Here is a 21,926-nt window from a genome sequence, read left to right on the forward strand (position 1 = left end):
TTCATTTGACCGCTCCCGCGTGTGCCCGGTGCTCATGCTCCTGAGCGACCACGTATTTGTCGAGGGCGGCGATGTCCGCATCCTTTACGTGTACCATTTCCTTGAGCTTTTCGACGTCAACTTCCTCGACGTCCTCGTCGCGCGACGGCCACTCGCCCTGCTTGATGCAGATCACGCAGCGGATGATCTCGACGGCGCCCTGCAGCAGCAAAAATCCGCCCGCGAGGGGAAGGACGGTCTTGAACGGATAGACCGGCGGGCCGTCTGCCGTGACGTTTGAATGTTCGTTGATGGCCCAGGCGTCGCCGGCGAAGTTGTAGCCAGCCCAGGCAAGGGCGAATACGCCCGGGATGAAAAACAGGAAGTACAGTGCCAGGTCGAGGCTGGCCTGCACGCGCGGCGAGAAAAAGCCGTAAAGTACGTCGCCGCGCACATGGCCGTTCTTGGAAAGCGTGTAGGCGCCGGCCATCATGAACACCGTGCCGTACATCATGATCATGACGTCGAAGGCCCAGGGATGCGGATTGTCGAACGCATAGCGGGAGACGACTTCCCAGGTGATCATGAAAGTCAGCGAGACGATCAGCCAGGAAAACATCTGGCCGATGAAGGTGCTGATCTTGTCGATCGTCAGCAGTAACTTCTGCATTTGCATGTTTTTGCCTGCTCAAAAAAATCAACCACCCGGACCGGGCCCGGATGGTTGATGATCATTGACGATGCGAAAACCCTCAAGCCTTCTTGGGCGCCGCCTTTTTGCCTCCGAAGAAATGGCTCACGGCCATGCGCCGGCTGACGTAGGTGTCCTGATCCCATTTCACGGCGCGCTCGGCGAATGCCCGTTGCGATTCGACGATTTCCTTGAACAGGGGATTTTCCGCCGATTTCTTTTCAAGAATCGCGTCCCACAGGGTGAGTTGCTTCTGCAGCAATGCATCGGGAGTCTTGTAGAACTTGACCTTGTCCTTGGTCTGCAACTCGATGTAGTCCTTGGAATAACGATCGATTGCCTTCCATGACATGTCGGCGGAAGCGGCTTCCACGGCATTGTTTATGATCGCCTTCATCTTCGTCGGCAGGGCATCGTACTTCGGCTTGTTGAACATGATCTCGAAGGTCTCGGCGCTCTGATGGTAGCTTTGCAGCATGCAGACCTTGGACACGTCAGGGAAGCCGAGCAGGCGGTCGGAGGTGGCGTTGTTGAACTCGGCGCCGTCAAGCAGGCCGCGGTCCATCGCCGGCACGATCTCGCCGCCGGGCAGCGCATTCACCGCCGCACCCATCGCCGTGAACAAGTCGATCGCCAGGCCGTTGGTGCGGAACTTCAACCCCTTGAAATCTTCCGGCTTGGTGATCGGTTTCTTGAACCAGCCCAAGGGCTGCGTCGCCATCGGTCCGTAGAGGAAGGACTGCACCGTGCTGATGCCGATGGAATTGTAGAGCTTGGCCAGCAGTTCCTTGCCGCCGCCATACTTGTGCCAGGACAACAGCATGTTGGCATCCATGCCGAAGGCCGGACCGGAATTCCACAGGGCCAGGGCATTCTGCTTGCCATAGTGATAGCCCAGGACGCCATGGCCGCCGTCCAGCGTGCCTTTGGCAACCGCCTCCAGCAGGCCGAAAGCCGGAACCACCGCGCCGGCGGGAAGTACCTCGATCTTGAGATCGCCGCCGGTCATGTCGTTCGCCTTCTTGGCGAAATCGAGCGCGTATTCGTGGAAGATGTCTTTCGCCGGCCAGGTCGATTGCCAGCGCATGTTGATCGGGCCGGCCTGAGCCTTGGCGATCATCGGAAAGCCAGCCGCCGCGGCACCCACGCCGCCGGTGACGGCGGCAGCGAGGAATTTGCGGCGAGACGGCTTCTGCTCGGGTTGCTTGGTGTCGGACATAGTCTCCTCCTGAGAACAATTGTTGGTTTGTGACCGCTATTGGGGCTGTCGTAACAACCTGCGGTCTCTATTTACATTCTTGGGAACTGCGCGTGACGAACCCACTTTACCAGAAACAGAATTTGTCTGACAATAGGACAACTATTAAAAGTGTACATGTCGAATACGCCCCCCCCATCCGTCGAACCCGGCACCGAGTTGAGCCGGATTGCACGACCCTTGAGGCTTTCCGAGGAGGTCTCGGGCGATCTGCAGCGCCGCATCGCCGCGGGCGAAATAAAGCCCGGCGAACGCCTGCCGACGGAAAAGGCACTCGGTGAGGCGTTTGGCGTCAGCCGCGCCGTGGTGCGCGAAGCCATCGCGCGCCTGAAGGCCGATGGCCTGATCGAAACCCGCCAGGGCTCCGGGGCCTATGTGGTCGAAACGCCGAAAACCATCAACCTGCGCCTGTGGCAGGGCGCCGGCCCGGAGTTGGTCGAATTGCGTGACATCTTCGAACTGCGCGCCATGGTCGAGGGTGCCGTGGCGGAACTCGCGGCGCAGCGACGCGACGCGACCGACCTCCGGATCATGGCGGAACACCTGCAAGCAATGGACGATGCGCTGGCCAACGGCAGCGACGGCACCGAGGCCGACGACAATTTCCATATCGCGATGGCGAGGGCCACGCGCAATTCCTATGTCAGCCGGCTGGTCGAATTCCTTGGCCGGCACTTTTCCGATTCGCGCAAGATGTCCTGGCGAGGTACTGACAGCGCGCAGGCCCTCCCACAGGAGGCCCAACGCGAGCATCGCGCGCTGTTCGAGGCCATTTCCCGCGGCAATGCCGAAAGCGCCCGCCGCTGCGCGCTCGACCACCTGCGCGGGGCGGCCGGCCGCCTCGGCATCCAGCTGGCGTTCGATCTCGACAGGAAATCCCTGCCATAGCGATTGCCCAGTGCAGGGGCTAAACTACGCGCCGCGCCGCCCTTATCGAGGTTCAACCACCCCCATGCTCGACATATCGACCGCCGCATTCTGGATCGCGGTACTGCAAATCATCCTGATCGACATCCTGCTCGGCGGCGACAACGCCGTCGTCATTGCACTGGCCTGCCGCAAGCTGCCCGCAGAGCAGCGCAAGAAGGGCATCTTCTGGGGTGTCGTGGGCGCCATCGGCCTGCGCATCGTGCTGATCTTTTTCGCCCTGCAATTGCTCGCCGTCCCCTGGCTCAAGATCGTCGGCGCCCTGCTGCTGTTCTGGATCGGCGTCAAGCTGCTGCTGCCCGAAGAAGATGCCCATGGCGACGTTGCCGCCTCGACCACGCTGGCCGGCGCGATCAAGACCATCATCGTCGCCGACGCCGTGATGAGCCTGGACAACGTCATCGCCGTGGCCGGCGCCGCCAACGGCAGCATGGTACTGGTGACCTTCGGCATCCTGGTCTCGATCCCGATCGTGGTCTGGGGCAGCCAGCTGGTGCTGAAACTGATGGACCGCTACCCCATCGTGATCACCGCCGGCGGTGCCCTGCTCGGCTGGATCGGCGGCGGCATGATCGTCACCGATCCGGCCCTGCCGGCGAACCTGCTCAGCGGGATTCCTTACGCCAAGACCCTGGCGGCCATTGGCGGCGCAGTGCTGGTGGTGCTCATCGGCAAATGGCTGGCGTTGCGCGCCGCGCCGCGCGCGGCCGTCGAACTTACCGTCAACGATTCCACGAAAGGCTCATCATGACGCAAAAATGGCTAGTGCCGATCGACGGCTCCGACATTGCGCTGCACTCGGTGGCCTGGATCGCCAGGCACGCAGCAGACTGGCGCGAACCGCCGCAAATTCTCCTGATCAACGTGCAGGCGTCGCTGCCCGGCGATATCGGGCGTTTCATCGACGCCGAGACGCTCCGCGAATTTCACCTCGAAGCCGGCATGGCCGCGCTTGCCCCGGCGCGGGACCAGCTCAAGGCGGCCGGCTTCACCGCCGAGCTGCACGTCATGGTCGGCGAAGCGGCTGCCACCATCACGGCCTTCGCCGACAGCCACGGCTGCAGCCAGATCCTGATCGGTACCCGCGGCCACAGCGGACTCGCCGGCACCCTGCTCGGCTCGGTGGCGATGAAGGTCGTGCATCTGTCCAACGTGCCGGTGCTGCTGGTCAGGTAAATCGCCGTCCCGCCAGCGCCGACTTTTCCGCTTTTCCTGAGCTGCCGCAGGCGGCCTGACTTCGTCACCCCCTTTCCATGAAAGGGGGCCGGGGGGATTGTCCATAAAATGACTTCCCACCCCCGTCGGGGGTGGGAAGTCCGCCGATAAGCCGGGTTCTGTCGTGGGCAACCATTCCTCTGGGACCGCCGTTGCCGACGGCCTCTAGCAGCCTACCCGGGAGCGACGCGAGCCACGCCATTACTCCCCTATTTGGCCTTGCCCCGAATGAGGTTTGCCATGCCGTCCGTGTTACCACGTCCGCGGTGGGCTCTTACCCCACCATTTCACCCTTACCGGCCCTTTCTTTCCTTCATCGCAGCGAGCTGCTCTTCAGAAAAGGACTTTGCCGCCTTGCGGCGTCTAAGTCGGGCTTAGGCGGTATCTTTCTGTTGCACTGTCTGTCGCCTTGGGTCTTTCGACTTATAGCGCCCGGCCGTTAGCCGGCATTCCGCTCTATGGGGCCCGGACTTTCCTCCAAGCACTTTCATGCTCAGCGGTTGCCTGGCGAACTTCCCGGGCGCATTGTACGCGCCGGACGAAACTGGCGCGTGTCGTCGTAGTAATCAGGCCGCTCGTTATCCGCCGTGGCGCCGGGAATACCGAGCAATGGCAGCGGTTGCCAGTCGCGCGGCGAAAATTGCGAATTGTCGAATAACACGGCCAGGCGCACATCGAGCGCGGCCAGCGCCGCCGCCTCGGGCAGCTCCAGCCACGCCTCATCGACGTCGACAAACATGGCTTTGCCGCACAGCCCGACAAAGGGCGCGGCCAATGCATCGTGGCTGGCGTGGCCGAAGACGATGAAGCGGGTGGTGCGCAGCAACTCTTCGCGCCGCTCGACAAAAACTTCCCGCCAGCGATGCGCGCACAAGGCCGACCAGAGATCGGGGCAGGCACCCGCCACGACCACGCCGCATTCGTCGAACTGGGTCAACGCGTCGCGCAGCGGGCCGCGCGCGGCGCTACCCTGCTTTTGCAACACCTCGAGCGCGGCAACGTGGCGTCGATTGAGTGCCGCCTTGGTCCGGGGGAAACTCAGCCAGATCAGCGCATTGAACAGATCATGCAAATTGTCGGGTCGCGTCGCAATCTCGCCGCGCAGAAACGCCCGCGCCTCGTAGCCTTCCGAGTCTTCCGGTGGCGCCACAAAGCGCAATGCCGCGCCATTCCCGGTGCGCAACCCGCGCTGCCGCGCCACTTCATTCAAGCAGGAAATATCCGGCGTTCCGGCGGCAAACCAGGGCTGAAGGAAGGCCGAGAGCGGATGAAGGCCCGCTCCGCCCACGGTCATTGTTTTGGCGCGGAAGTCGGCGCTGGCGGGACGGCGGCCGGCGCTTCCTGACTCTTGTATTCGAGTGTGCCGTCCTTGACCTGGAAACTGCCGATCACGTCACCCGGCGCCGGCGGCGCTTCCTTGAACTGCTCGAAGCGGCAGGTCCTGGTCTCGGTAACATACCAGCGCTTCCCGGAATTCAGGATGAATACGCCGGGTTCGGTGCGATACACATCGATCTTGACTTTGTCGCCCACCAGCTCCTTCAGCGGATAGCGCCGCTGGCAATCCGGGAAGCGCGCGACGACAAATTCGGTATCCCAATCGCTGCCGATAAAGGCCTGCTGCCGTGTCAGGGTCAAGGAATGCTGCCCATCGGTAATCAGGTAGGCGGCATGCTGCGTGTCGCCGCAGGCAGTCAACAAGAAAATCGAGAGCAGGGCAAAAACGTGCTTCATCGCATTACTCCAGACGCCAGGCAATGGATTCGCCCGCACGCAGCGGCACCAATCGATCGCCGCCAAGATAGTCGAGGCTCAAGGGTACGGCAAGGGCGTCGCGCCGCAAGGTGATTTTCTCGGTGTTGCGCGGCAGACCATAGTAGTCGGGGCCAAAAAAGCTGGCGAAGGCTTCCAGCCGGTCGAGTGCGCCGGCGGCCTCGAAGGCTTCGGCATACAACTCGATGCCGGCATGCGCCGTGTAGCAGCCGGCGCAACCGCAAGCCGTTTCCTTGGCGCTTTGCGCATGCGGCGCCGAATCGGTGCCGAGGAAGAATTTCGGATTGCCCGAGATCGCCGCCGCCACCAATGCCTGGCGGTGGCTCTCGCGCTTGAGCACCGGCAGGCAGTAGTGATGCGGGCGAATCCCGCCGGCAAAGATCGCGTTGCGATTGAGCAGCAGATGGTGCGCCGTCAGGGTACCGGCGACGTTGGCGCCGCCGGCCTTGACGAAGTCGATGCCGTTCCGGGTGGTGATATGTTCCAGCACCACTTTCAAGCCCGGAAAATCTCGCAGCAACGGCTTCAGCACGGTATCGATGAACACCGCTTCGCGGTCGAAGATATCCACGGCCGGATCGGTGACTTCGCCATGCACCAGCAGGGGCACGCCGAGCTTTTCCATGCGCGCCAGGGTCGCCGCGCACTTCTTGAGGTCGCTGACGCCGGCGTCGGAGTTGGTGGTCGCCCCGGCCGGATAGAGTTTGATCGCATGAACGAAGCCACTGGCCCTGACCGCATCGATTTCTGTCGGCGGCATGTTGTCGGTCAGGTACAAGGTCATCAGCGGCGTGAAGCCCATGCCCGCGGGCAGTGCCGCAAGAATCCTGTCGCGATAGGCGGCGGCCAGCGCGACGGTGGTCACCGGCGGCTTCAGGTTGGGCATGACGACGGCGCGGGCAAAGCGCCGCGCCGTGTCGGGCAGGACGGCGGCCAGCGCCTCGCCATCGCGCAGATGCAAGTGCCAGTCGTCGGGCCGGGTGATGGTGAGGGTCTGCATGGCGGCGATTATACGGCGGCGTCCTTCAGCTCCAGTGCCCGCGCATACAGCGCATTCTTCGGCTGGCCGGTGATTTCCGCCGCCAGCTTGGCGGCCTGTTTCACCGGCAGCTCGGTCAGCAGCGCGGCCAGCACGCGCTCGGTCTCGGCATCCATGCCCTCTCGCGCCGGCGGCGCGGAAACCACCAGCACGAATTCGCCGCGCTGGTGGTTGGCATCTGCCGCCAGCCAGGCCGGCGCGACAGGCAAGGGCATGCGCTCGATCTGCTCGAACAGCTTGGTCAGTTCGCGGGCGATGACGATTTCGCGTTGCGGCTGGAGCAGCGCGACAAGTTCGGCCACGGTTTCCATCACTCGATGCGGCGCTTCGTAGAACACCAGTGCCGCATCGACGGCCGCCAGTTGCGCAATCGCCGTCTTGCGGGCGCCGACTTTCGCGGGCAGGAATCCCGCGAACAGAAAGCGCTGATCGGCAAGGCCGGCCGCCGACATCGCCGCGATCGCCGCATTCGGCCCCGGCAGCGGAATCACCCGGAAACCGGCGGCGCGCACCGCCGCCACCGCACGCGCGCCCGGATCGGAGACGCCCGGCGTGCCGGCATCCGATACCAGCGCGACGCGCTTGCCCTCGCCCAGCAGGCGGATCAGCTTCTCGGCAGCCTCATTCTCGTTGTGCTGATGCAGCGCCAGCGTCGGCACCTTGATGCCGTGATGATCCAGTAAATGGCGGGCATGGCGGGTGTCCTCGCAGGCCACCAGGTCGACGCCACGCAGGGTTTCCAGCGCGCGCAGGGTGATGTCGCCGAGGTTTCCGATCGGCGTGGCGACGACATACAATGCATTTTCCATGTCCGGCATTCTTGCATGAACACGAGACAAGCCAAAGGCCAAGCCGCGGAACAAATGGCAGCTGACTATTTGCAGCGCCAGGGGCTCAAGCTGATCGAACGCAACTTCCGGGTGAAGGGCGGCGAGATCGACCTGGTCTGCCGCGACGGCAAGACCACGGTGTTCGTCGAGGTTCGCCTGAGAAGCCGCGGCGATTTCGGCGGCGCCGCGGCCAGCATCACGCCCACCAAGCAGGCCCGGCTGATCCTCGCCGCGCGGCACTGGCTGGCGCGCCACGGCGAATCGCCCTGCCGCTTCGATTGCGTGCTGTTCGACGGCGCCGAAACCCAGCACATTGAATGGTTGCGCAATGCGTTTTCTGCTGACTAGACTCCTGCTCGGCCTCGGCCTTGCCGTCAGCCTGACGGCGCTGGCCGGCGACGTCCGCATCCTGGTGCAAAGCTCGCCCCTCGCGGGTTTCCAGTACCACGCGGGGGAAACCCTGTGGCAGGAAATGCACGAGGGCGACCGCCTGCTGCTGGTGCGCGAGGCCGACAACCCCCACGACGCCAACGCGGTTCGTGTCGAATGGCGCGGACGGAAACTGGGCTACCTGCCGCGCGCCGAAAACCGCGGCGTGGCTGCCGCGATGGATGGCGGCGAGCCCGTGGATGCCCGCATCGCCAAATTGCGCCAGCACCGGAACCCCTGGCAGCGGGTGCTGATCGAAGTATTTGTCGTGCTCTAGGCCCCCTATTCCGGCCTCGGCCCGGCGCCGGGGAGGGCTATCCTCATCCGTTAAAATGTCCGCCCACCCAGCAAAGACCTGATTCATGTCACTCGCCGATCGCATTCAGCAGCAGTTCAAGGACAGCGCCGCAACCAAGACCGCGGCGCTGGCCGCCATGGCCGCGCCGATCGAAGCCGCCGCGCGGCGCATGGTGCACAGTCTCGCGGCCGGCGGCAAGGTGATGGCCTGCGGCAACGGCGGCTCGGCCGCCGATTCGCAACACTTTGCCGCCGAACTGCTCAACCGCTTCGAAAAGGAACGCCCGCCGCTGGCGGCGATTGCCCTGACCACCGACACTTCGACGCTGACCTCGATCGCCAACGACTATCGCTACGAAGACGTCTTCGCCAAGCAGATCCAGGCGCTGGGCCGGCGCGGCGACGTGCTGCTGGCGATTTCGACCTCGGGCAATTCGCCCAATGTGATCGAAGCCATCCGCGCCGCGCATGCCCATGGCGTGACGGTGGTGGCACTCACCGGCCGAGGCGGCGGCAAGATCGCCGCGCTGCTCGCTGCCGACGACATCCACCTGTGCGTGCCGGCTGAACGCACCGCCCGGATTCAGGAAGTACACCTGCTCACCATCCACTGTCTGTGCGATGGCATCGATGCCTTGATACTTGGAGAAACGCAATGACCATCCGAACCGACATCGGCAAGACCATTCGCAACCTCGCCGCGCTGGCGCTCTGCGCCCCGCTCCTCGCCGGTTGTTTCGGCACCGCCGCGGTCGGCGTCGGCACCGGCGTGCTGATGCTGACCGACCGCCGCAATCCGGAGACCTTCGTCTCCGACGAGGGCATGGAAATTCGCGCCGCGAACCGCATCACCGAGAAATACGGCGACAAGGTGCATGTCAATGTGACCAGCTACAACCGCATGGTCCTGTTGACCGGCGAAGTGCCGAACGAGGCGGCCAAGGCCGATGTCGAAAAGCTTGCCTCCGGCGTGCCCAACGTCAAGTCGATCAGCAATGAGCTGGCGATCGCCGGACCGTCCAGCTTCGGCGGACGCAGCAATGATTCCTACATCACCTCCAAGGTGAAGGCGCGCTTTGTCGATGCCAACAAGTTCTCGCCCAACCACGTCAAGGTGGTGACCGAAGCCGGCGTGGTTTTCCTGCTCGGAATGGTGACCCAGACCGAAGCCAATGCGGCGGTGGAAATCGCCCGCACCACGGGTGGCGTGCAGAAGGTGGTACGCGTGTTCGAGATCATCACCCCGGAACAGGCCAAGGCGCTGGACAATACATCGCCGCCTGCGGCATCGGCACCGGCACAGGACGCCAAGCCGACGCCCGCCAAGAAGTAGCCCAGTACAAGAGTCGGCGCCGCATGGCGTATCCGCCCCCGGCCTTCGAGGCCAAGATCGCCGCCCCGGCAGACCTCGCCGGGCGTATCGCGCTGCTGCCGCGGCCGCTGGTGTTTACCAACGGCTGCTTCGACATCCTGCATCGCGGCCATGTCACCTATCTGGCCCAGGCTCGCAACCTCGGCGCCTCGCTGATCGTTGCTGCTAATTCCGATGCTTCGGTCAAGCGCCTGGGCAAGGGCGACGACCGGCCGGTCAACCCGCTGGCCGACCGCATGGCGCTGCTGGCCGCGCTCGAATGCGTGTCGCTGGTGACCTGGTTCGACGAGGATACGCCGCTCCAGCGCATCCTCGATTGCCGGCCCGACGTGCTGGTCAAGGGCGGCGACTGGGCGGTGGAAAAAATCGTCGGCTACCGGGAAGTGATGGCCTGGGGCGGCGCGGTGCATTCCATCCCCTTCATCCACGAACGCTCGACCACGGGGCTGATGGAGAAGATACGCCGGCTTTAAGAGTCGGCGCTGGCGGTACGGCGAATTATCATCTCCCGCACCAGATCGATGTGCCCGCGCAGGGTGTAGAGCATGTCGGAAAACGTCAGCGGGGTTCGTATCCGGCTGGCATCCGTCTCGATGCCGTCGAGCTTGGCCAGCCATTCGGCGCGGCTGTGCCGGTCCGGATTTTCGTTCAGTTCGTTTTCAAGGAACTTCAATTCGCCGTAGCGCCGGTAGATGCGCGAACGCACCCGCCAGCCATAAATCTGCGGCGCGAACTTGAACAGCGGCACCAACACCGCCAGCAAAGGCACCAGCATCACCACCATGCGGTCGATCAGCGTCGCCGCCCAGAACGGCAAGTAGCGCTGCAGGAAGGGCTTGCCGGACTTGTAGTAGCGCTCCGCTTCTTTCGACAGCGGAAATTCGGTATGCCCGGCACGAGGAAATTCACCGGGTTTCTGGAACACGCCGGGCGCGCCATGCACCTCGCTCGCCGCCTGCATCAGCAGGTCGATCAGGGCCGGATGCATGCCCTCGCGCACCAGCAGCGTTGCCATCGGCGACACCAGTTGCGTATCGTGCGGCGGAATGTCCAGTGTCAGATCGATGGCCCCGCGCGGCAGCACCAGCCGGGCCAGATAAGGGAAACGCCGCGTGTAGGCATCGGCATGCGTCAGGCTCATCAGGCGCACACCCGGCGTGTACAGCAGCGCCCACACCAGCGAGGACTGCGTCGGCCCGACGACGAACACGGCATCGAGCTCGTTCCTCTGCAACCGCTCGACCAGGCCCAGGCCGCCGGCTTCGACCAGCTTCGTGTTTTTCGCATCGATGCCGTTGGCGGCCAGCAACTCCATGGCCAGATAATGCGTACCGCTGCCCGCACCGCCCACCGCCACCCGCTTGCCCTTGAGATCGAGCAGCTTGTCGCTGCCGCGCAAGGCCGCCTCGCGGTAGAAAATCCACAACGGTTCGTAATAGATGTCGCCCAGCGAAACCAGTTCATCCTCTTCACCCGGACGCGCCGTGCCACCCTGGATGAACGCCGCATCGACCTCGAATTCCGGGTTGCGCAGCCGCTCCAGGTTCTCGGTCGAGCCGGCGGAGGGCTTCTCCACCAGTGCGATGCCGTAACGCGCCAGCACATCCTTGTAGCGCGCGGCAAAGCGCTGGTAGGCGCCGCCCTCGCCGCCGGTACTGACGACCAGCCGGTCCGGTGGCGCCGGCTTGATGAACTGTGCAGCCAGCCAGAACGCACCGATCACCAGCAGCAGGGAAGGCAGCGCGACGAACACGATATCGCGCCAGGAAAGGAGTTTGAGTTTTTCGGGCATGGTCTCGTGGCCTGGCTCGGTTGGCGAACATTATCCTGAATCGGCGCCTGACGAAACACCGGTGCTACTGCAATATCTCCGTGCTGATCAGCCTTCCATCATCGTAAGTAACCTCGATTCTCATGACGGCGCCGACCTTCTGGCCGTGAAGCTCCCCCGGCTTGAAGCGCAGCGACTGGAATGCGTCGACGGCAGTGGCGGTAAAAATCTCGGGGAGGCTCGTGGATTCCACGGAAACCTTGGAGGCCAGGCCGAACGGATTGATCCACAGTGTCAGGATCACCTTGCCGGAGGCGACGATCGGTCGTAGCCGCGGGGGATCGAGATTGGCCTCGGCCAAGGGCTGGGGACGCACGGTCAGAAAGCTCGTCGGGTAATAAATGACTCCGGGCAGAGGCAGCAGATCGGCACCGTCCATGCGGCTGTCGGTTGGTTTCAACGGATCCTTCGTTACCGGTTTGGGATCCCGCTCCGACAATTCGGCGTGCGCGGCACCCTCTTTCGGCGGATGCCAATCCTCGGCTCTCAGGCTATGGAACGGCGTCAGCGTCACGGAAAAACTGGGCGGCGCTTTCTGGCCGCCCGGCGCGACAGACGGGGCAAAACTGGCGACCGTGCCAAACACGGGAGAAAACAGGACAAGCAGATGGAGCGCGCAGGAACACGCCAGCGGCAGTGCCAGGCAACGTGCACCGGAAGCGTAATGCCGGGCATCTCCGGTGGCCGGGCCAGCGGGAAGCCGCGAAGGGGGAACATCCAATCGACCGTTCATACCGGATAGTGCACCGTATGTCGGGCCGGCTGTACTAAATACCCCACAACGCTATCATGCAGATAATTGCGATACATTTTCGGGTGCTGCGGGTTCGTTGTGCCGCATCAGGGTTCTCTTCCAAGTATTGCTTACAGCCGAGGTTGCCAATGAAAACACAAAACGGATTCTCTCTGGTCGAACTGATGATCGTTGTTGTCATCATGGGCATCTTGATGGCCATCGCGCTTCCCAACTATTCGGATTATGTGATCAGGGGCAAGATTCCGGACGCAACGTCGACCCTGTCGACCAAGCGCGTGCAAATGGAGCAGTTTTTCCAGGATAACCGCACTTATGTCGCCGCACCGGCGTGTACCGCGGATACGACAAGCAGCAAGCAGTTCGACTTCTCATGCTCGGTTGCCGGTTCGGCCACCAATTTCACGCTGCAAGCCGCGGGCAAGAGCGGCATGGCGGGTTTCACCTACAGAATTGACGAGAGCGGCAACAAGTCAACCGTCATCGCCGCCCCGGCCCCAGACAGATGGCAAACAACTTCGCCCACCCCGCCTGCGACTACTGGGGGTTGCTGGGTTACCAACGTGGGGGGGTCGTGCTGAACCTGCAACATCGTCAGCACGGCATGAGCCTGGTCGAATTGGCGATCGGGCTCGTGATCATCGGGTCGCTGCTTGCCTTGGCAGCGCCCAGCTATACGGCGTGGATCCAGAATACCAAGATTCGCACCACGGCCGAGGCCATCCTGAACGGCCTCCAGTTGGCGCGCACCGAAGCTGTCCGGCGCAACGCCCAGATCCGCTTCAATCTCACCGACACGCTGACGGCAACCTGCGTGGTATCGGCAAACGGCACCAACTGGATAGTGAGTTTTGATGATCCATCCGGCCTGTGCGCCAATGGCCTGCTGAATGAAGCCCAGGATGCGGGCGACTCGGCGGTCAGCCCCGCGCCGCGCATGATCCAGGTCAGGCCGTCGAGCGAAGGCTCGACCGGCGTCGCGGTAGCAGCCGACCAGTCTTCCATTATGTTCAATGGCCTGGGACGAGTCATCCCGGTTCCCGGCGCGGCGATCAATATCAATGTTTCCAATCCGGCGGCGGGTACTTGCGCCACTATCGGCGGCGGCGGCGGCCCGGTGCGCTGCATGCGCGTGGCGGTTTCGGCAGGAGGCCAGATCCGCCTGTGCGACCCGGCCCGCGCCAATACGGATCCCGTGGGGTGCTAGCATGATTGCCCATCATCCCGCGATGTCATCCCGAAACAGCCAATCCGGAATAATGATTCTGGAAGCGCTGATTGCCATCCTGATCTTTTCCTTCGGCATTCTGGCCATCGTGGCCTTGCAGGCGGTATCGGTAAAGCTGGCGGGGGATGCCAAGTATCGCTCCGATGCCAGCATGCTGGCGGAGGAACTGCTCGCCGAAATGTGGACCAGCGATCGTGTTCCGGCCAACATGAGTGCCCTTTTTGCCACCGGTGCCGACGCCTGCACCGCGCAGACCGCCGGCGTTGCGGCAGCCGCCACCGCGTGTGCCGCATGTACCGCAGACCCCTACAGCACGGCTTGCCAGAGTTACCCAACCTATACAACGTGGTTCGGGTACCGATCCCCCCCGGCCGCCACCGATCCGCTGCCGGATCGAAGGACGGTGGCTCACTCCCTGCCCGGCACGGCGACCAATCCGCCGACCGTTGTCGTCGATACCTCGGCCGGCGCGACCTCGGGCACCGTCACCGTCACAGTGCGCTGGCAGGCGCCCAACGATGGCACGCCTCATGCCCATACGGTCACGGCGCAGATCAGGTAGGAGATGCACTTGTTAGCCACGACACCCTATTCTTTCCCTCGAAGCGAGTATCGCCGCCACAAGGGATTCAGCCTGGTCGAAGTCATGGTCGGCATGGTGATCGGCATGATCGGCATCATCGTCATGATGCAGCTGTTTTCCCTGACCGAGGGTCAGAAGCGTGCGACTACGGGCAGCGGCGATGCGCAAAGCGCGGGCGCCATTGCCCTCTACGGCTTGCAGCGCGACATCCGCCAGAGCGGGTATGGCATTACCGATATCCGGCTGCTGGGCTGCAATATTCTGCTGCGCGCCGGCGTGACCCTCAATTCCATCGCACCGGTGACGATCAACCACGCCTCCATCCCGGCCGGCGATCCGAATACCGACACGCTGCTGATCGTTTATGGCAACTCCAACAGTTCGCCGCAAGGCGAAGTCATCACGGACCAGACTTCGGCCGCCACGCCGCCCTATACCGTCGCCGCGCTTGCTTCGTTTTTGGTCAACGACCGGGTCATCGCCGCGCCGGCAACCCGGCTGACGCCCTGCAGCCTGATGCTGGATACCGTTACCGGCGTCGGCGCCAATGTGGCCGTGACCACCGGCAGCGCCGGCATGGGCCAAGGAACCCTGTTCAGTCTCGGACAGGCGCCGAAAGTGCTGGTCTACGCCGTGCATCGCGGCAACCTTACGGTCTGCGATTACATGACCAGCAACTGCGCCGCCGCCTGCACGATGACCGACGGCCCCGCCGCAACGGCAGTCGGCGGATCGTGCAACGCCTCCTGGGTGCCGATTGCCAGCAATGTCGTCAGTCTGCGCGCCGAATACGGCCGTGACACGTCCATACCGATGGATGCGATCGTTGACACCTATGACCAGACCACCCCCGCCACAGCTTGTGGCTGGTCAATGGCGGCGGCACTCAGGTTGGCATTGGTGGTGCGTAGCGGCCAGTTCGAAAAGACGGTGGTTACCGCCGGGGCTCCGGTCTGGGCGGGAACCACGAGCGCCACCCCGGTACCGATCAACCTGACAACCGAGGCCAACTGGCAGAACTATCGTTACAAGCTCTACCAGACCACGGTACCGCTGCGGAATGTCTCCTGGCTGGGAGTGCAAGCAGGATGCTGATCAAACCTCTGCCCAATCGGATGCGCCAAATCCCACCCTCGCGTCAGCGCGGCGTGGTGCTCATGATTGCCCTGATCATGCTCGTGGCCATGACGCTTGGCGGCATCGCCCTGGTGCGCTCGGTGAACATGACCAACATCATCGCCGGCAACCTGACGTTCCAGCAGGGCGCCACCAACTCCGGCGATACCGGCATCGAAGTTGCCGTCAACTGGCTCGAGACCAATAGCGGCGCCCAGCTCTACACCAGCGTCGCCGCCCAAGGTTACTCCGCCATACGGCAAGACCCGGGCGCTGGAGTGAACTGGGACACCTTCTGGCGCACGGTGCTGGTCAATCAGGCCGTCACGGTCAACCCGGCTGCCCCCGGTACTTTCATGGTCTACACGGCATCGGCGCCGAATTCCGCCGGAAATACTGTTTCCTATGCCATTCAGCGCCTGTGCGCCCAGCCCCTGCCGCCCAGCAGCGCCGGCGCCGGGTGTTCCCAGCCGCCGGCCACCATCAGCACCGGCAGCAGCAGCAAGGGCGCCGGCGTGGTAGCCCTGACTTACGGCAGCCAAGTCTATTACCGGATCACCTCGCGCATCGCGGGGCCCCGCAACACCGTCAGCTACGTTCAGGCGATCGTGGCCTTGTAGTGCATCGAAGGAAGGAAAATCATCATGAATAGCAGATTACTCAGGGGCATCGGTCAGGCGCTGCTATTTCTCGGCGCGGCGTCCGGCACCCAAGGTGCCGTGACGAGCATCTCGTCGGCCCCGCTGGTGACCTCGGGCGCCTCGGCGGTGCTGCCTAATCTGATGTTTATCCTTGACGATTCAGGTAGCATGGACTCGGATTACATGCCCGACTGGGCTAACGACAATAGCCCCGGCGTCAATCTATACAAAAACAGTCGTTTCAACGGCGTCGCCTACGACCCGGCGGTGACTTATCAGAAACCGGTCAGATATGCCACCGACGGCACCCTGGATACCACCACCTATCCCAGCCAGACCGGTACCTCGGCAACGACAGGAGCCAATACCGGGGTAGCGATGCCCAACTGGAAGGCGGTCAAGAACGATGCCTACGGCGTGCAAAGCACCAGCACCAGCGATCTGACCAGTTCGGCTTACTTCTACACCTTCCTGGCCGGCGAGTATTGCACCAATGTCAAGCAACAAACCTGCGCGGCAGGTACCGCGCCGAGCGTAACCCATCCGGTCACGGCCTACCTGCGCTGGTGCGACAGTGCAGCGCATACCAGCAATGATAAGCCCGTCGCGGCGCCCCCCAAAGGTTGCCAGGCAGTGTGGACCAATGACGCTTTCTTCTATCCACGCTATCCGGGTCTGTTCCTCGGCACGAGCGCAACCACCTCATTCACGGTATCGGCGTCTACCAACGCAATAGTGACCGGCATCACCGCCAATGGCCTGCAAATCCTGAATGCCTCGACCGCAAGTTCCAGCACCCCGAGCACGGTCGCGTCCAACATCGTTGCGGGAATCAATGCCTGCACCCTTTTTGCGAAGGGAAATTGTCAGGTTGCCGGCTATAGCGCCACTCGTAGCAGCTCCACGGTAACCATCACCGCGCCAGCGACCATTGGCACCACCAATGTCAATGCCAATGGCTACGCGGTAGTCATGTCATTCTCCAACACGCTGCAAACAACGTCGCCGGCCAAGAGCGGAGCATCGCCTTTCACGATGACGGCGTTCGCCGGTTACGATGCCACCAATGGTTATGTGCCGGGTAGCAATGTGGGCACCGAGATCGTATCCACCAACAACAGCTACCCCTATCCCGGCACCGCCACCAAGGCATCCACGCGCACCGACTGTGCCGGAACCACCTGCACCTACACCGAGGAAATGACCAATTACGCCAACTGGTATACCTACTACCGTACGCGCATGCAGATGATGAAAACCTCCACCAGCATCGCCTTTCAGCCGGTGGGCGCGACCTACCGGGTCGGGTATTTCAGCATCAACAACAATACCGGCACAGATTTTCTCAATGTGTCGGATTTCAACATGACGCAGAAGCGGGCCTGGTATGCCAAGCTGTTTGCCGCCAATCCCAACAACAGCACACCGCTGCACCCGGCCATGACCAATGCCGGACGCATCTATGCCGGCATGAAGAATGGCGACACCTTCAACGGCAGCGTGGTGGTCGACCCGATGCAGTATTCCTGTCAGCAGAATTTCACCATACTGTCGACCGACGGCTACTGGAACTCGGGCAGCGGCTACAAGCTGAATGGCACAACCACGGTTGGCCAACAGGATGGCACGGAGGTCCGGCCCTTCGTCGACTCAAGCATCGTCACCGATACGACGGTGACGCCCTGGAGCAAGGTGGATCGCAAGACCACGGTAACGCCTGTCGTTACCACCACGCCTTACACGCGCACGATCACCACCGTCGCCACCGCCACACCGACCCTCCCCACTTCGTGTTTGCTGGACAACGGAAGCAACTCGAGCGGTTCCGCCAAAACCTGGTGCATCACGACCTCCGGCAACAGCAATTCCAATCAGCGCTATGAGTGCAACCAGCTCGATGCCGGCGGCAACAAAGTCTATGCATGCCGTGGCAACAGCGCGGCGGCCACACTGCCGACTGGGGGTGCAGCGTGCAAGACCGACGTTGATGACAATTCCATCTACTGCATTTTCAACAACAGCGCTCCGGCGGGCGCCCTTTCTTGCGAGCAAGTCCGCTCGGGCAACAATTTGTACGGCTGCCGGTTCCAGTGTCCCGCCGGTCAGTCGGCGGTCAGCGTGCAGACCCAGACATCGCCCCGCACACTCACCGGGAGCATCACCTCCGAAGACGACTTCACCTCGACCTTCAACCGGACTGTCGTGATCACCAATGGCGTCGCCGCGCCGCCAACTGACAGCCTCCCCACCGTAAGCGTTGTCAACGTCACACCCGCCACGATGGATGCAGGCTCTGTCGATTCCGGGGTTCCCGACGGCAGCAACCCCGCACTGTGGACCAACAGCGGATCCGCGGTCGTCAGTTGCTCCGCCAGCCCGCCCGCCGCCGGCACCAGCCCCGGCGTTGCCGGTGCTGCGACTACCGTCAACGGCACGCCAGTCGTTACCACCACTATTGCCGGAGTCAACACGGCAGGTGCGTCCACCACGACCAGCGTAGGTAGCGGCGGCACCTCGAATACCCTGGCCGACGTGGCGGAGTATTACTACAAGACCGACCTGCGCACTGCGGCATTGACCAACTGCACCGGCGTGATAGTGCCCCCGGCAACGGCAGGCAGCGACGTTTGCAGCAACGACGTACCGGCCACAGGAGAAGATGCGGCGTCCTGGCAACACATGACCACCTTCACCCTCGGCCTCGGGGCGTCAGGCAAGATGCTGTTCTCGCCCAGCTATGCCTCCGCCACGACCACCATCGATGATTACTATGCGATCAAGAATGGCATATCCGCCGACGGCGTGGCGGGTATCTGCACCTGGCAGGCCACGGGCACACAATGCAACTGGCCGGTGCCGGTGAGCAATACGATGACCACCATCGACGACTTGTGGCACACCGCAGTCAATGGCCGTGGCACTTACTTCAGCGCCACCAACCCGGCAACACTTTCGGCCGGCCTGTCCAGCGCCTTGTCGGGCGTCAGCGCCCGCCTCGGATCTTCCGCCGCCGCCACCACCAGCAACCCCAACGTGACCTCGGGCGACAACTTCGTCTTCAGTTCGACCTTTTCCACGCAGGTCTGGGACGGCGAACTGGTGCGCCAGCAGATCGACCTGACCACCGGCGTCGTGTCGACTGCGATCGACTGGGCTGCGCAGGACCTGCTCGATCTCAGGACCCACACGGGCCGTACCATTTACACCTTTGATTCCGCCACGGCGAACAAGCTCAAGGCATTTACCTACGCCAGTTTGACCAGCACGGAACAGGCCTACTTCAATACGCCGAACATCGCCGGCCTGTCGCAATTCTGTTCAGTCGGCACCACCTGCCTGAGCTCCACCGATCAAAGCGCCGCGGCCGGGAACAACCTGGTGAACTTCCTGCGCGGCCAACGCACCAACGAAGGGGTTGCCAGCGACACCAGCAAGTACTACCGCCAGCGCAATCACCTGCTCGGTGACATCGTGACGGCTGAGGCTGTGTATGTGAAGAAATCGCTGTTCCAGTATCTGGATCGCGGCTACCTGAAGACACCCGACGGCACCACCTACACACCCTTCGTCACAGCCAACAACACGCGCCGGGGCATGGTCTATGCAGCCTCCAACGACGGCATGCTTCATGCCTTCTATGCGGCATCGGCGCCCTGCACGACGCTGCCCGTCCCATCGGCCAGCCCACCCGTCGCCGCGGTTCCCGCGGACTGCGACCCGGATATCACGACGGGCGCCACGGTAAAGGGCGGCGACGAAGCGTGGGCCTACATACCGTCCCAGATGCTGCCCAACCTCTACAAACTGGCAGACAAGAACTACTCGAACCAGCACAGCTATTTTGTGGATGGTACGCCAGTGGTTGCCGATATCTGCACGGCGAACTGCAATGCAAGCCCGACGGTGGTCGAGGACGGCCTGACCGCGAGTATTGTCATCGCTTCGGCCAGTTGGGCAGCAGGAGTGGCGACCATCACCACGGCGGAAGCGCATGGCTACTCGGTGAACACCATCGTTGTCATCAACGGCATGTCTGCCAGCGGTTACAACGGCACCTTCACCATCACCGAGGTACCAAACTCCACGACGTTCAAGTTCGCGCTGGTGGCGGACCCGGGCAGCCATCCCGATCCGGTCTGGAAGACCATACTGGTCGGCGGCTTCAACGCCGGCGGACGGGGTTATTACGCACTCGACATTACCGATCCCCTGGCGCCCAAGGCGCTGTGGGAATATACCGAGACCAACATGGGTTATACCTTCGGCAACCCGGAAATTACCAAGCTCAAGGATGGCACATGGGTCGTCCTGGTGACCTCGGGCTACAACAACCTGTCGCCGGGCGACGGCGTGGGGCGGCTGTATGTCATCAATGCAAATACCGGCACGCTGATCCGCACCATCAGTACTGGCACCGGCAGCCCTTCCGTCGACATCACGACGGCATCCTGGTCGGCGAATGTGGCGACGATCACCACCTCCGCCGCCCATGGCTTTGTCGTCGGAGACGCGGCGTCGATAACCGGCGTCACACCCAGCGGCTACAACGGCACATTCACCGTAACTGCCGTACCCAGTGCCACCCAGTTCCGGTATGCGCTGACCACCGATCCCTTCGTGACGCGTTCCGGTCGAGTGAATCCGAAGGCAGTCAGCGCTGCCTCCTGGGCTGCCGGCACGGTGACCATGGACACCACGGCTGCCCATGGCCTGACTGTCGGCACCTCGATCACCGTCACCGGATTCGACAATGCCAATACGGGGTACAACGGCACCTTCCTGGTCACTGCCGTTCCCAGCACAACGCGCTTGCAGTATGCGGTGGCGTCCGACCCCGGGGGCTGGACAGCGCTAGGAAGCGAGACCGTCAGCAGAACCGCATCCATCACCACCCCCTGGGCGGCCAATGTGGCGACCATCACCACCGCCACGGCGCATGGCTTGGCCGTCGGCAACACGGTCACCGTAGCCGGCTTTTCACCCAGCGGCTACAGCGGCACATTCACCGTGACGGCGGTGCCGACCACCACCACGTTCAGGTATACGCTGGCTACCGATCCGGGAACGGTCGGCGCGGTGGCTGGAGGTACCCCGAGCAATCTGGGTCGCATCCGTGCCTGGGTGGATAACGCCACCAACGACAACACCGCCCTGCGGGTATATGGCGGCGACATGTTCGGCAATGTGTGGCGCTTCGACATCAATGGCGACATCGGCGCAGCCGGCTACGATGCCCATCGCATGGTGACGCTATACACCGACGCCGCGGGTACCGCGAGGCAGCCCATTACCAGCCGGCCGGAACTTGGCGAGATCACGGTGGGCAACACAAAATACCCGGTGGTCTTTGTCGGCACCGGCCGCTATCTGGGCACCCCCGACCTGACGGATCTGTCGCAACAAACGATGTACGCGATCAAGGACAACCTCGACAGTACATCCCTCCCCAATCCGCATGCCGCCGGGTCGGACTTCGTCGAACAAGTGCAAACCACCACGCTCTGTCCCAGCGGCTCGCCAACCAGCATTTGCCGTGCCGGGGAATCGGTGCGCACCACCACCAACAACGCCGTCGATTTCTCCACCAAGAATGGCTGGTACGTCGACTTCCCGGATGGCGGCGAGCGCGACAACACCGACCCGGTCCTGCAACTGGGAACCCTGGTGTTCAATACCAACGTGCCCAACGTCAGCGCCTGTACGGCGGGCGGCTACAGCTACACCTGGTTCCTCGATTACCGAACCGGCGGCGCCGTATCCAGCTCGACAACGGGGGTCTCGGCCCGCAGGCTCGGCAGCGCTCTGGCTACGCGCCCGACCGTGGTGCGCCTGCCCAACAACACGGTGGTGGCACTGACCCGGTTGTCAGACGGTACGACCACGACCTCCGACGTCGCCATCGGCAGCGGCGCGGGAACCACCCGGCGCGTATCCTGGCGCGAACTGATTACCGAGTAGATCTG

Annotated in this window: 21 protein-coding genes, 1 other RNA gene and 1 pseudogene; 14 read left to right on the forward strand and 9 right to left on the reverse strand. The window is 63.0% G+C overall.

Annotation, left to right across the window (positions count from 1 at the left end):
* Position 1 precedes the first annotated feature (1 nt).
* A complete protein-coding gene (locus tag SUTH_RS14430) occupies positions 2–649 on the reverse strand; it encodes a TRAP transporter small permease subunit (RefSeq protein WP_041102389.1) in 648 nt (215 codons plus the stop codon).
* An 82-nt stretch (positions 650–731) separates the two neighbouring features.
* Complete coding sequence (locus tag SUTH_RS14435) at positions 732–1,889, reverse strand: TRAP transporter substrate-binding protein (RefSeq protein WP_041100227.1); 1,158 nt, start codon at positions 1,887–1,889, stop codon at positions 732–734.
* 156 nt (positions 1,890–2,045) lie between these two features.
* Here SUTH_RS14435 and SUTH_RS14440 point away from each other — a divergent pair, with 156 nt between their 5' ends.
* The 3 genes from SUTH_RS14440 to SUTH_RS14450 all read left to right on the forward strand — a co-directional run bounded on the left by SUTH_RS14440 (position 2,046) and on the right by SUTH_RS14450 (position 4,031).
* The gene (locus SUTH_RS14440) at positions 2,046–2,816 is read left to right on the forward strand and encodes a FadR/GntR family transcriptional regulator (protein WP_084207426.1); all 771 of its coding nucleotides are present in this window, start codon (positions 2,046–2,048) and stop codon (positions 2,814–2,816) included.
* A gap of 64 nt (positions 2,817–2,880) precedes the next feature.
* Positions 2,881–3,606, forward strand: a complete 726-nt coding sequence (locus SUTH_RS14445) for a TerC family protein (RefSeq protein ID WP_041100229.1) — start codon at positions 2,881–2,883, stop codon at positions 3,604–3,606.
* The gene (locus SUTH_RS14450; protein WP_041100231.1) at positions 3,603–4,031 is read left to right on the forward strand and encodes a universal stress protein; all 429 of its coding nucleotides are present in this window, start codon (positions 3,603–3,605) and stop codon (positions 4,029–4,031) included. The genes SUTH_RS14445 and SUTH_RS14450 overlap by 4 nt, the downstream gene beginning before the upstream one ends.
* A 131-nt stretch (positions 4,032–4,162) precedes the next feature.
* On the opposite strand, the gene rnpB is transcribed toward SUTH_RS14450, so the two are convergent.
* The 5 genes and pseudogenes from rnpB to rsmI all read right to left on the reverse strand — a co-directional run bounded on the left by rnpB (position 4,163) and on the right by rsmI (position 7,691).
* An RNA gene (gene rnpB, locus SUTH_RS18755) (RNase P RNA component class A) lies at positions 4,163–4,586 on the reverse strand.
* A gap of 73 nt (positions 4,587–4,659) precedes the next feature.
* A pseudogene (locus SUTH_RS20380) lies at positions 4,660–5,364 on the reverse strand (DUF3025 domain-containing protein); the annotation flags it as partial.
* On the reverse strand, positions 5,361–5,804 hold the full coding sequence (locus SUTH_RS14460; RefSeq protein ID WP_041100235.1) for a hypothetical protein: 444 nt from the start codon (positions 5,802–5,804) through the stop codon (positions 5,361–5,363). The pseudogene SUTH_RS20380 and the gene SUTH_RS14460, both read right to left, overlap by 4 nt.
* Positions 5,805–5,808: 4 nt before the next feature.
* Entirely contained in the window at positions 5,809–6,843 is a 1,035-nt protein-coding gene (pyrC, locus tag SUTH_RS14465; protein WP_041100237.1) for a dihydroorotase, read from the reverse strand.
* Between the two features lie 8 nt (positions 6,844–6,851).
* The gene (gene rsmI, locus SUTH_RS14470) at positions 6,852–7,691 is read right to left on the reverse strand and encodes a 16S rRNA (cytidine(1402)-2'-O)-methyltransferase (protein ID WP_052473863.1); all 840 of its coding nucleotides are present in this window, start codon (positions 7,689–7,691) and stop codon (positions 6,852–6,854) included.
* Between the two features lie 54 nt (positions 7,692–7,745).
* On the opposite strand from rsmI, the gene SUTH_RS14475 reads away from it, so the two are divergent.
* The 5 genes from SUTH_RS14475 (at position 7,746) to rfaE2 (ending at position 10,283) form a co-directional block, all read left to right on the forward strand.
* The gene (locus SUTH_RS14475; protein WP_408054954.1) at positions 7,746–8,060 is read left to right on the forward strand and encodes a YraN family protein; all 315 of its coding nucleotides are present in this window, start codon (positions 7,746–7,748) and stop codon (positions 8,058–8,060) included.
* Complete coding sequence (locus SUTH_RS14480; protein WP_041100244.1) at positions 8,041–8,418, forward strand: HIRAN domain-containing protein; 378 nt, start codon at positions 8,041–8,043, stop codon at positions 8,416–8,418. The genes SUTH_RS14475 and SUTH_RS14480 overlap by 20 nt, the downstream gene beginning before the upstream one ends.
* A gap of 85 nt (positions 8,419–8,503) precedes the next feature.
* Positions 8,504–9,097: a phosphoheptose isomerase gene (locus SUTH_RS14485; RefSeq protein ID WP_041100246.1), complete on the forward strand. Its 594-nt coding sequence runs from the start codon at positions 8,504–8,506 to the stop codon at positions 9,095–9,097.
* Positions 9,094–9,771, forward strand: coding sequence for a BON domain-containing protein (locus SUTH_RS14490; protein WP_070099350.1), 678 nt, complete (start codon positions 9,094–9,096; stop codon positions 9,769–9,771). The genes SUTH_RS14485 and SUTH_RS14490 overlap by 4 nt, the downstream gene beginning before the upstream one ends.
* Positions 9,772–9,794: 23 nt before the next feature.
* A complete protein-coding gene (rfaE2, locus tag SUTH_RS14495; protein ID WP_041100248.1) occupies positions 9,795–10,283 on the forward strand; it encodes a D-glycero-beta-D-manno-heptose 1-phosphate adenylyltransferase in 489 nt (162 codons plus the stop codon).
* Here the strand turns inward: rfaE2 and SUTH_RS14500 are convergent.
* Together SUTH_RS14500 and SUTH_RS14505 are read right to left on the reverse strand one after the other, a co-directional pair.
* Positions 10,280–11,602, reverse strand: a complete 1,323-nt coding sequence (locus SUTH_RS14500) for a TAXI family TRAP transporter solute-binding subunit (RefSeq protein ID WP_041100250.1) — start codon at positions 11,600–11,602, stop codon at positions 10,280–10,282. The genes rfaE2 and SUTH_RS14500 overlap by 4 nt on opposite strands.
* A gap of 64 nt (positions 11,603–11,666) precedes the next feature.
* A complete protein-coding gene (locus SUTH_RS14505) occupies positions 11,667–12,374 on the reverse strand; it encodes an energy transducer TonB (protein ID WP_084207428.1) in 708 nt (235 codons plus the stop codon).
* 149 nt (positions 12,375–12,523) lie between these two features.
* On the opposite strand from SUTH_RS14505, the gene SUTH_RS14510 reads away from it, so the two are divergent.
* The 6 genes from SUTH_RS14510 to SUTH_RS20125 are packed head-to-tail and all read left to right on the forward strand — an operon-like array spanning position 12,524 to position 21,921.
* Positions 12,524–12,976, forward strand: coding sequence for a type IV pilin protein (locus SUTH_RS14510; protein ID WP_041100254.1), 453 nt, complete (start codon positions 12,524–12,526; stop codon positions 12,974–12,976).
* Positions 12,970–13,602, forward strand: a complete 633-nt coding sequence (locus tag SUTH_RS14515) for a GspH/FimT family pseudopilin (RefSeq protein WP_171817377.1) — start codon at positions 12,970–12,972, stop codon at positions 13,600–13,602. The genes SUTH_RS14510 and SUTH_RS14515 overlap by 7 nt, the downstream gene beginning before the upstream one ends.
* A gap of 52 nt (positions 13,603–13,654) precedes the next feature.
* Positions 13,655–14,185 carry a type IV pilus modification protein PilV gene (gene pilV, locus SUTH_RS18635; RefSeq protein WP_052473670.1) on the forward strand — a complete coding sequence of 177 codons (531 nt, stop codon included), beginning with the start codon at positions 13,655–13,657 and terminating at the stop codon, positions 14,183–14,185.
* Positions 14,186–14,194: 9 nt separating this feature from the next.
* Positions 14,195–15,301: a PilW family protein gene (locus SUTH_RS14525; protein ID WP_171817378.1), complete on the forward strand. Its 1,107-nt coding sequence runs from the start codon at positions 14,195–14,197 to the stop codon at positions 15,299–15,301.
* Positions 15,295–15,942: a pilus assembly PilX family protein gene (locus tag SUTH_RS18640; protein WP_052473671.1), complete on the forward strand. Its 648-nt coding sequence runs from the start codon at positions 15,295–15,297 to the stop codon at positions 15,940–15,942. The genes SUTH_RS14525 and SUTH_RS18640 overlap by 7 nt, the downstream gene beginning before the upstream one ends.
* Positions 15,943–15,966: 24 nt before the next feature.
* Positions 15,967–21,921, forward strand: coding sequence for a PilC/PilY family type IV pilus protein (locus SUTH_RS20125; RefSeq protein ID WP_084207432.1), 5,955 nt, complete (start codon positions 15,967–15,969; stop codon positions 21,919–21,921).
* Positions 21,922–21,926: the final 5 nt, after the last annotated feature.

Origin of the sequence: Sulfuritalea hydrogenivorans sk43H (assembly GCF_000828635.1) — a bacterium.
In the GTDB taxonomy this organism is placed as follows: Bacteria; Pseudomonadota; Gammaproteobacteria; order Burkholderiales; family Rhodocyclaceae; genus Sulfuritalea; species Sulfuritalea hydrogenivorans.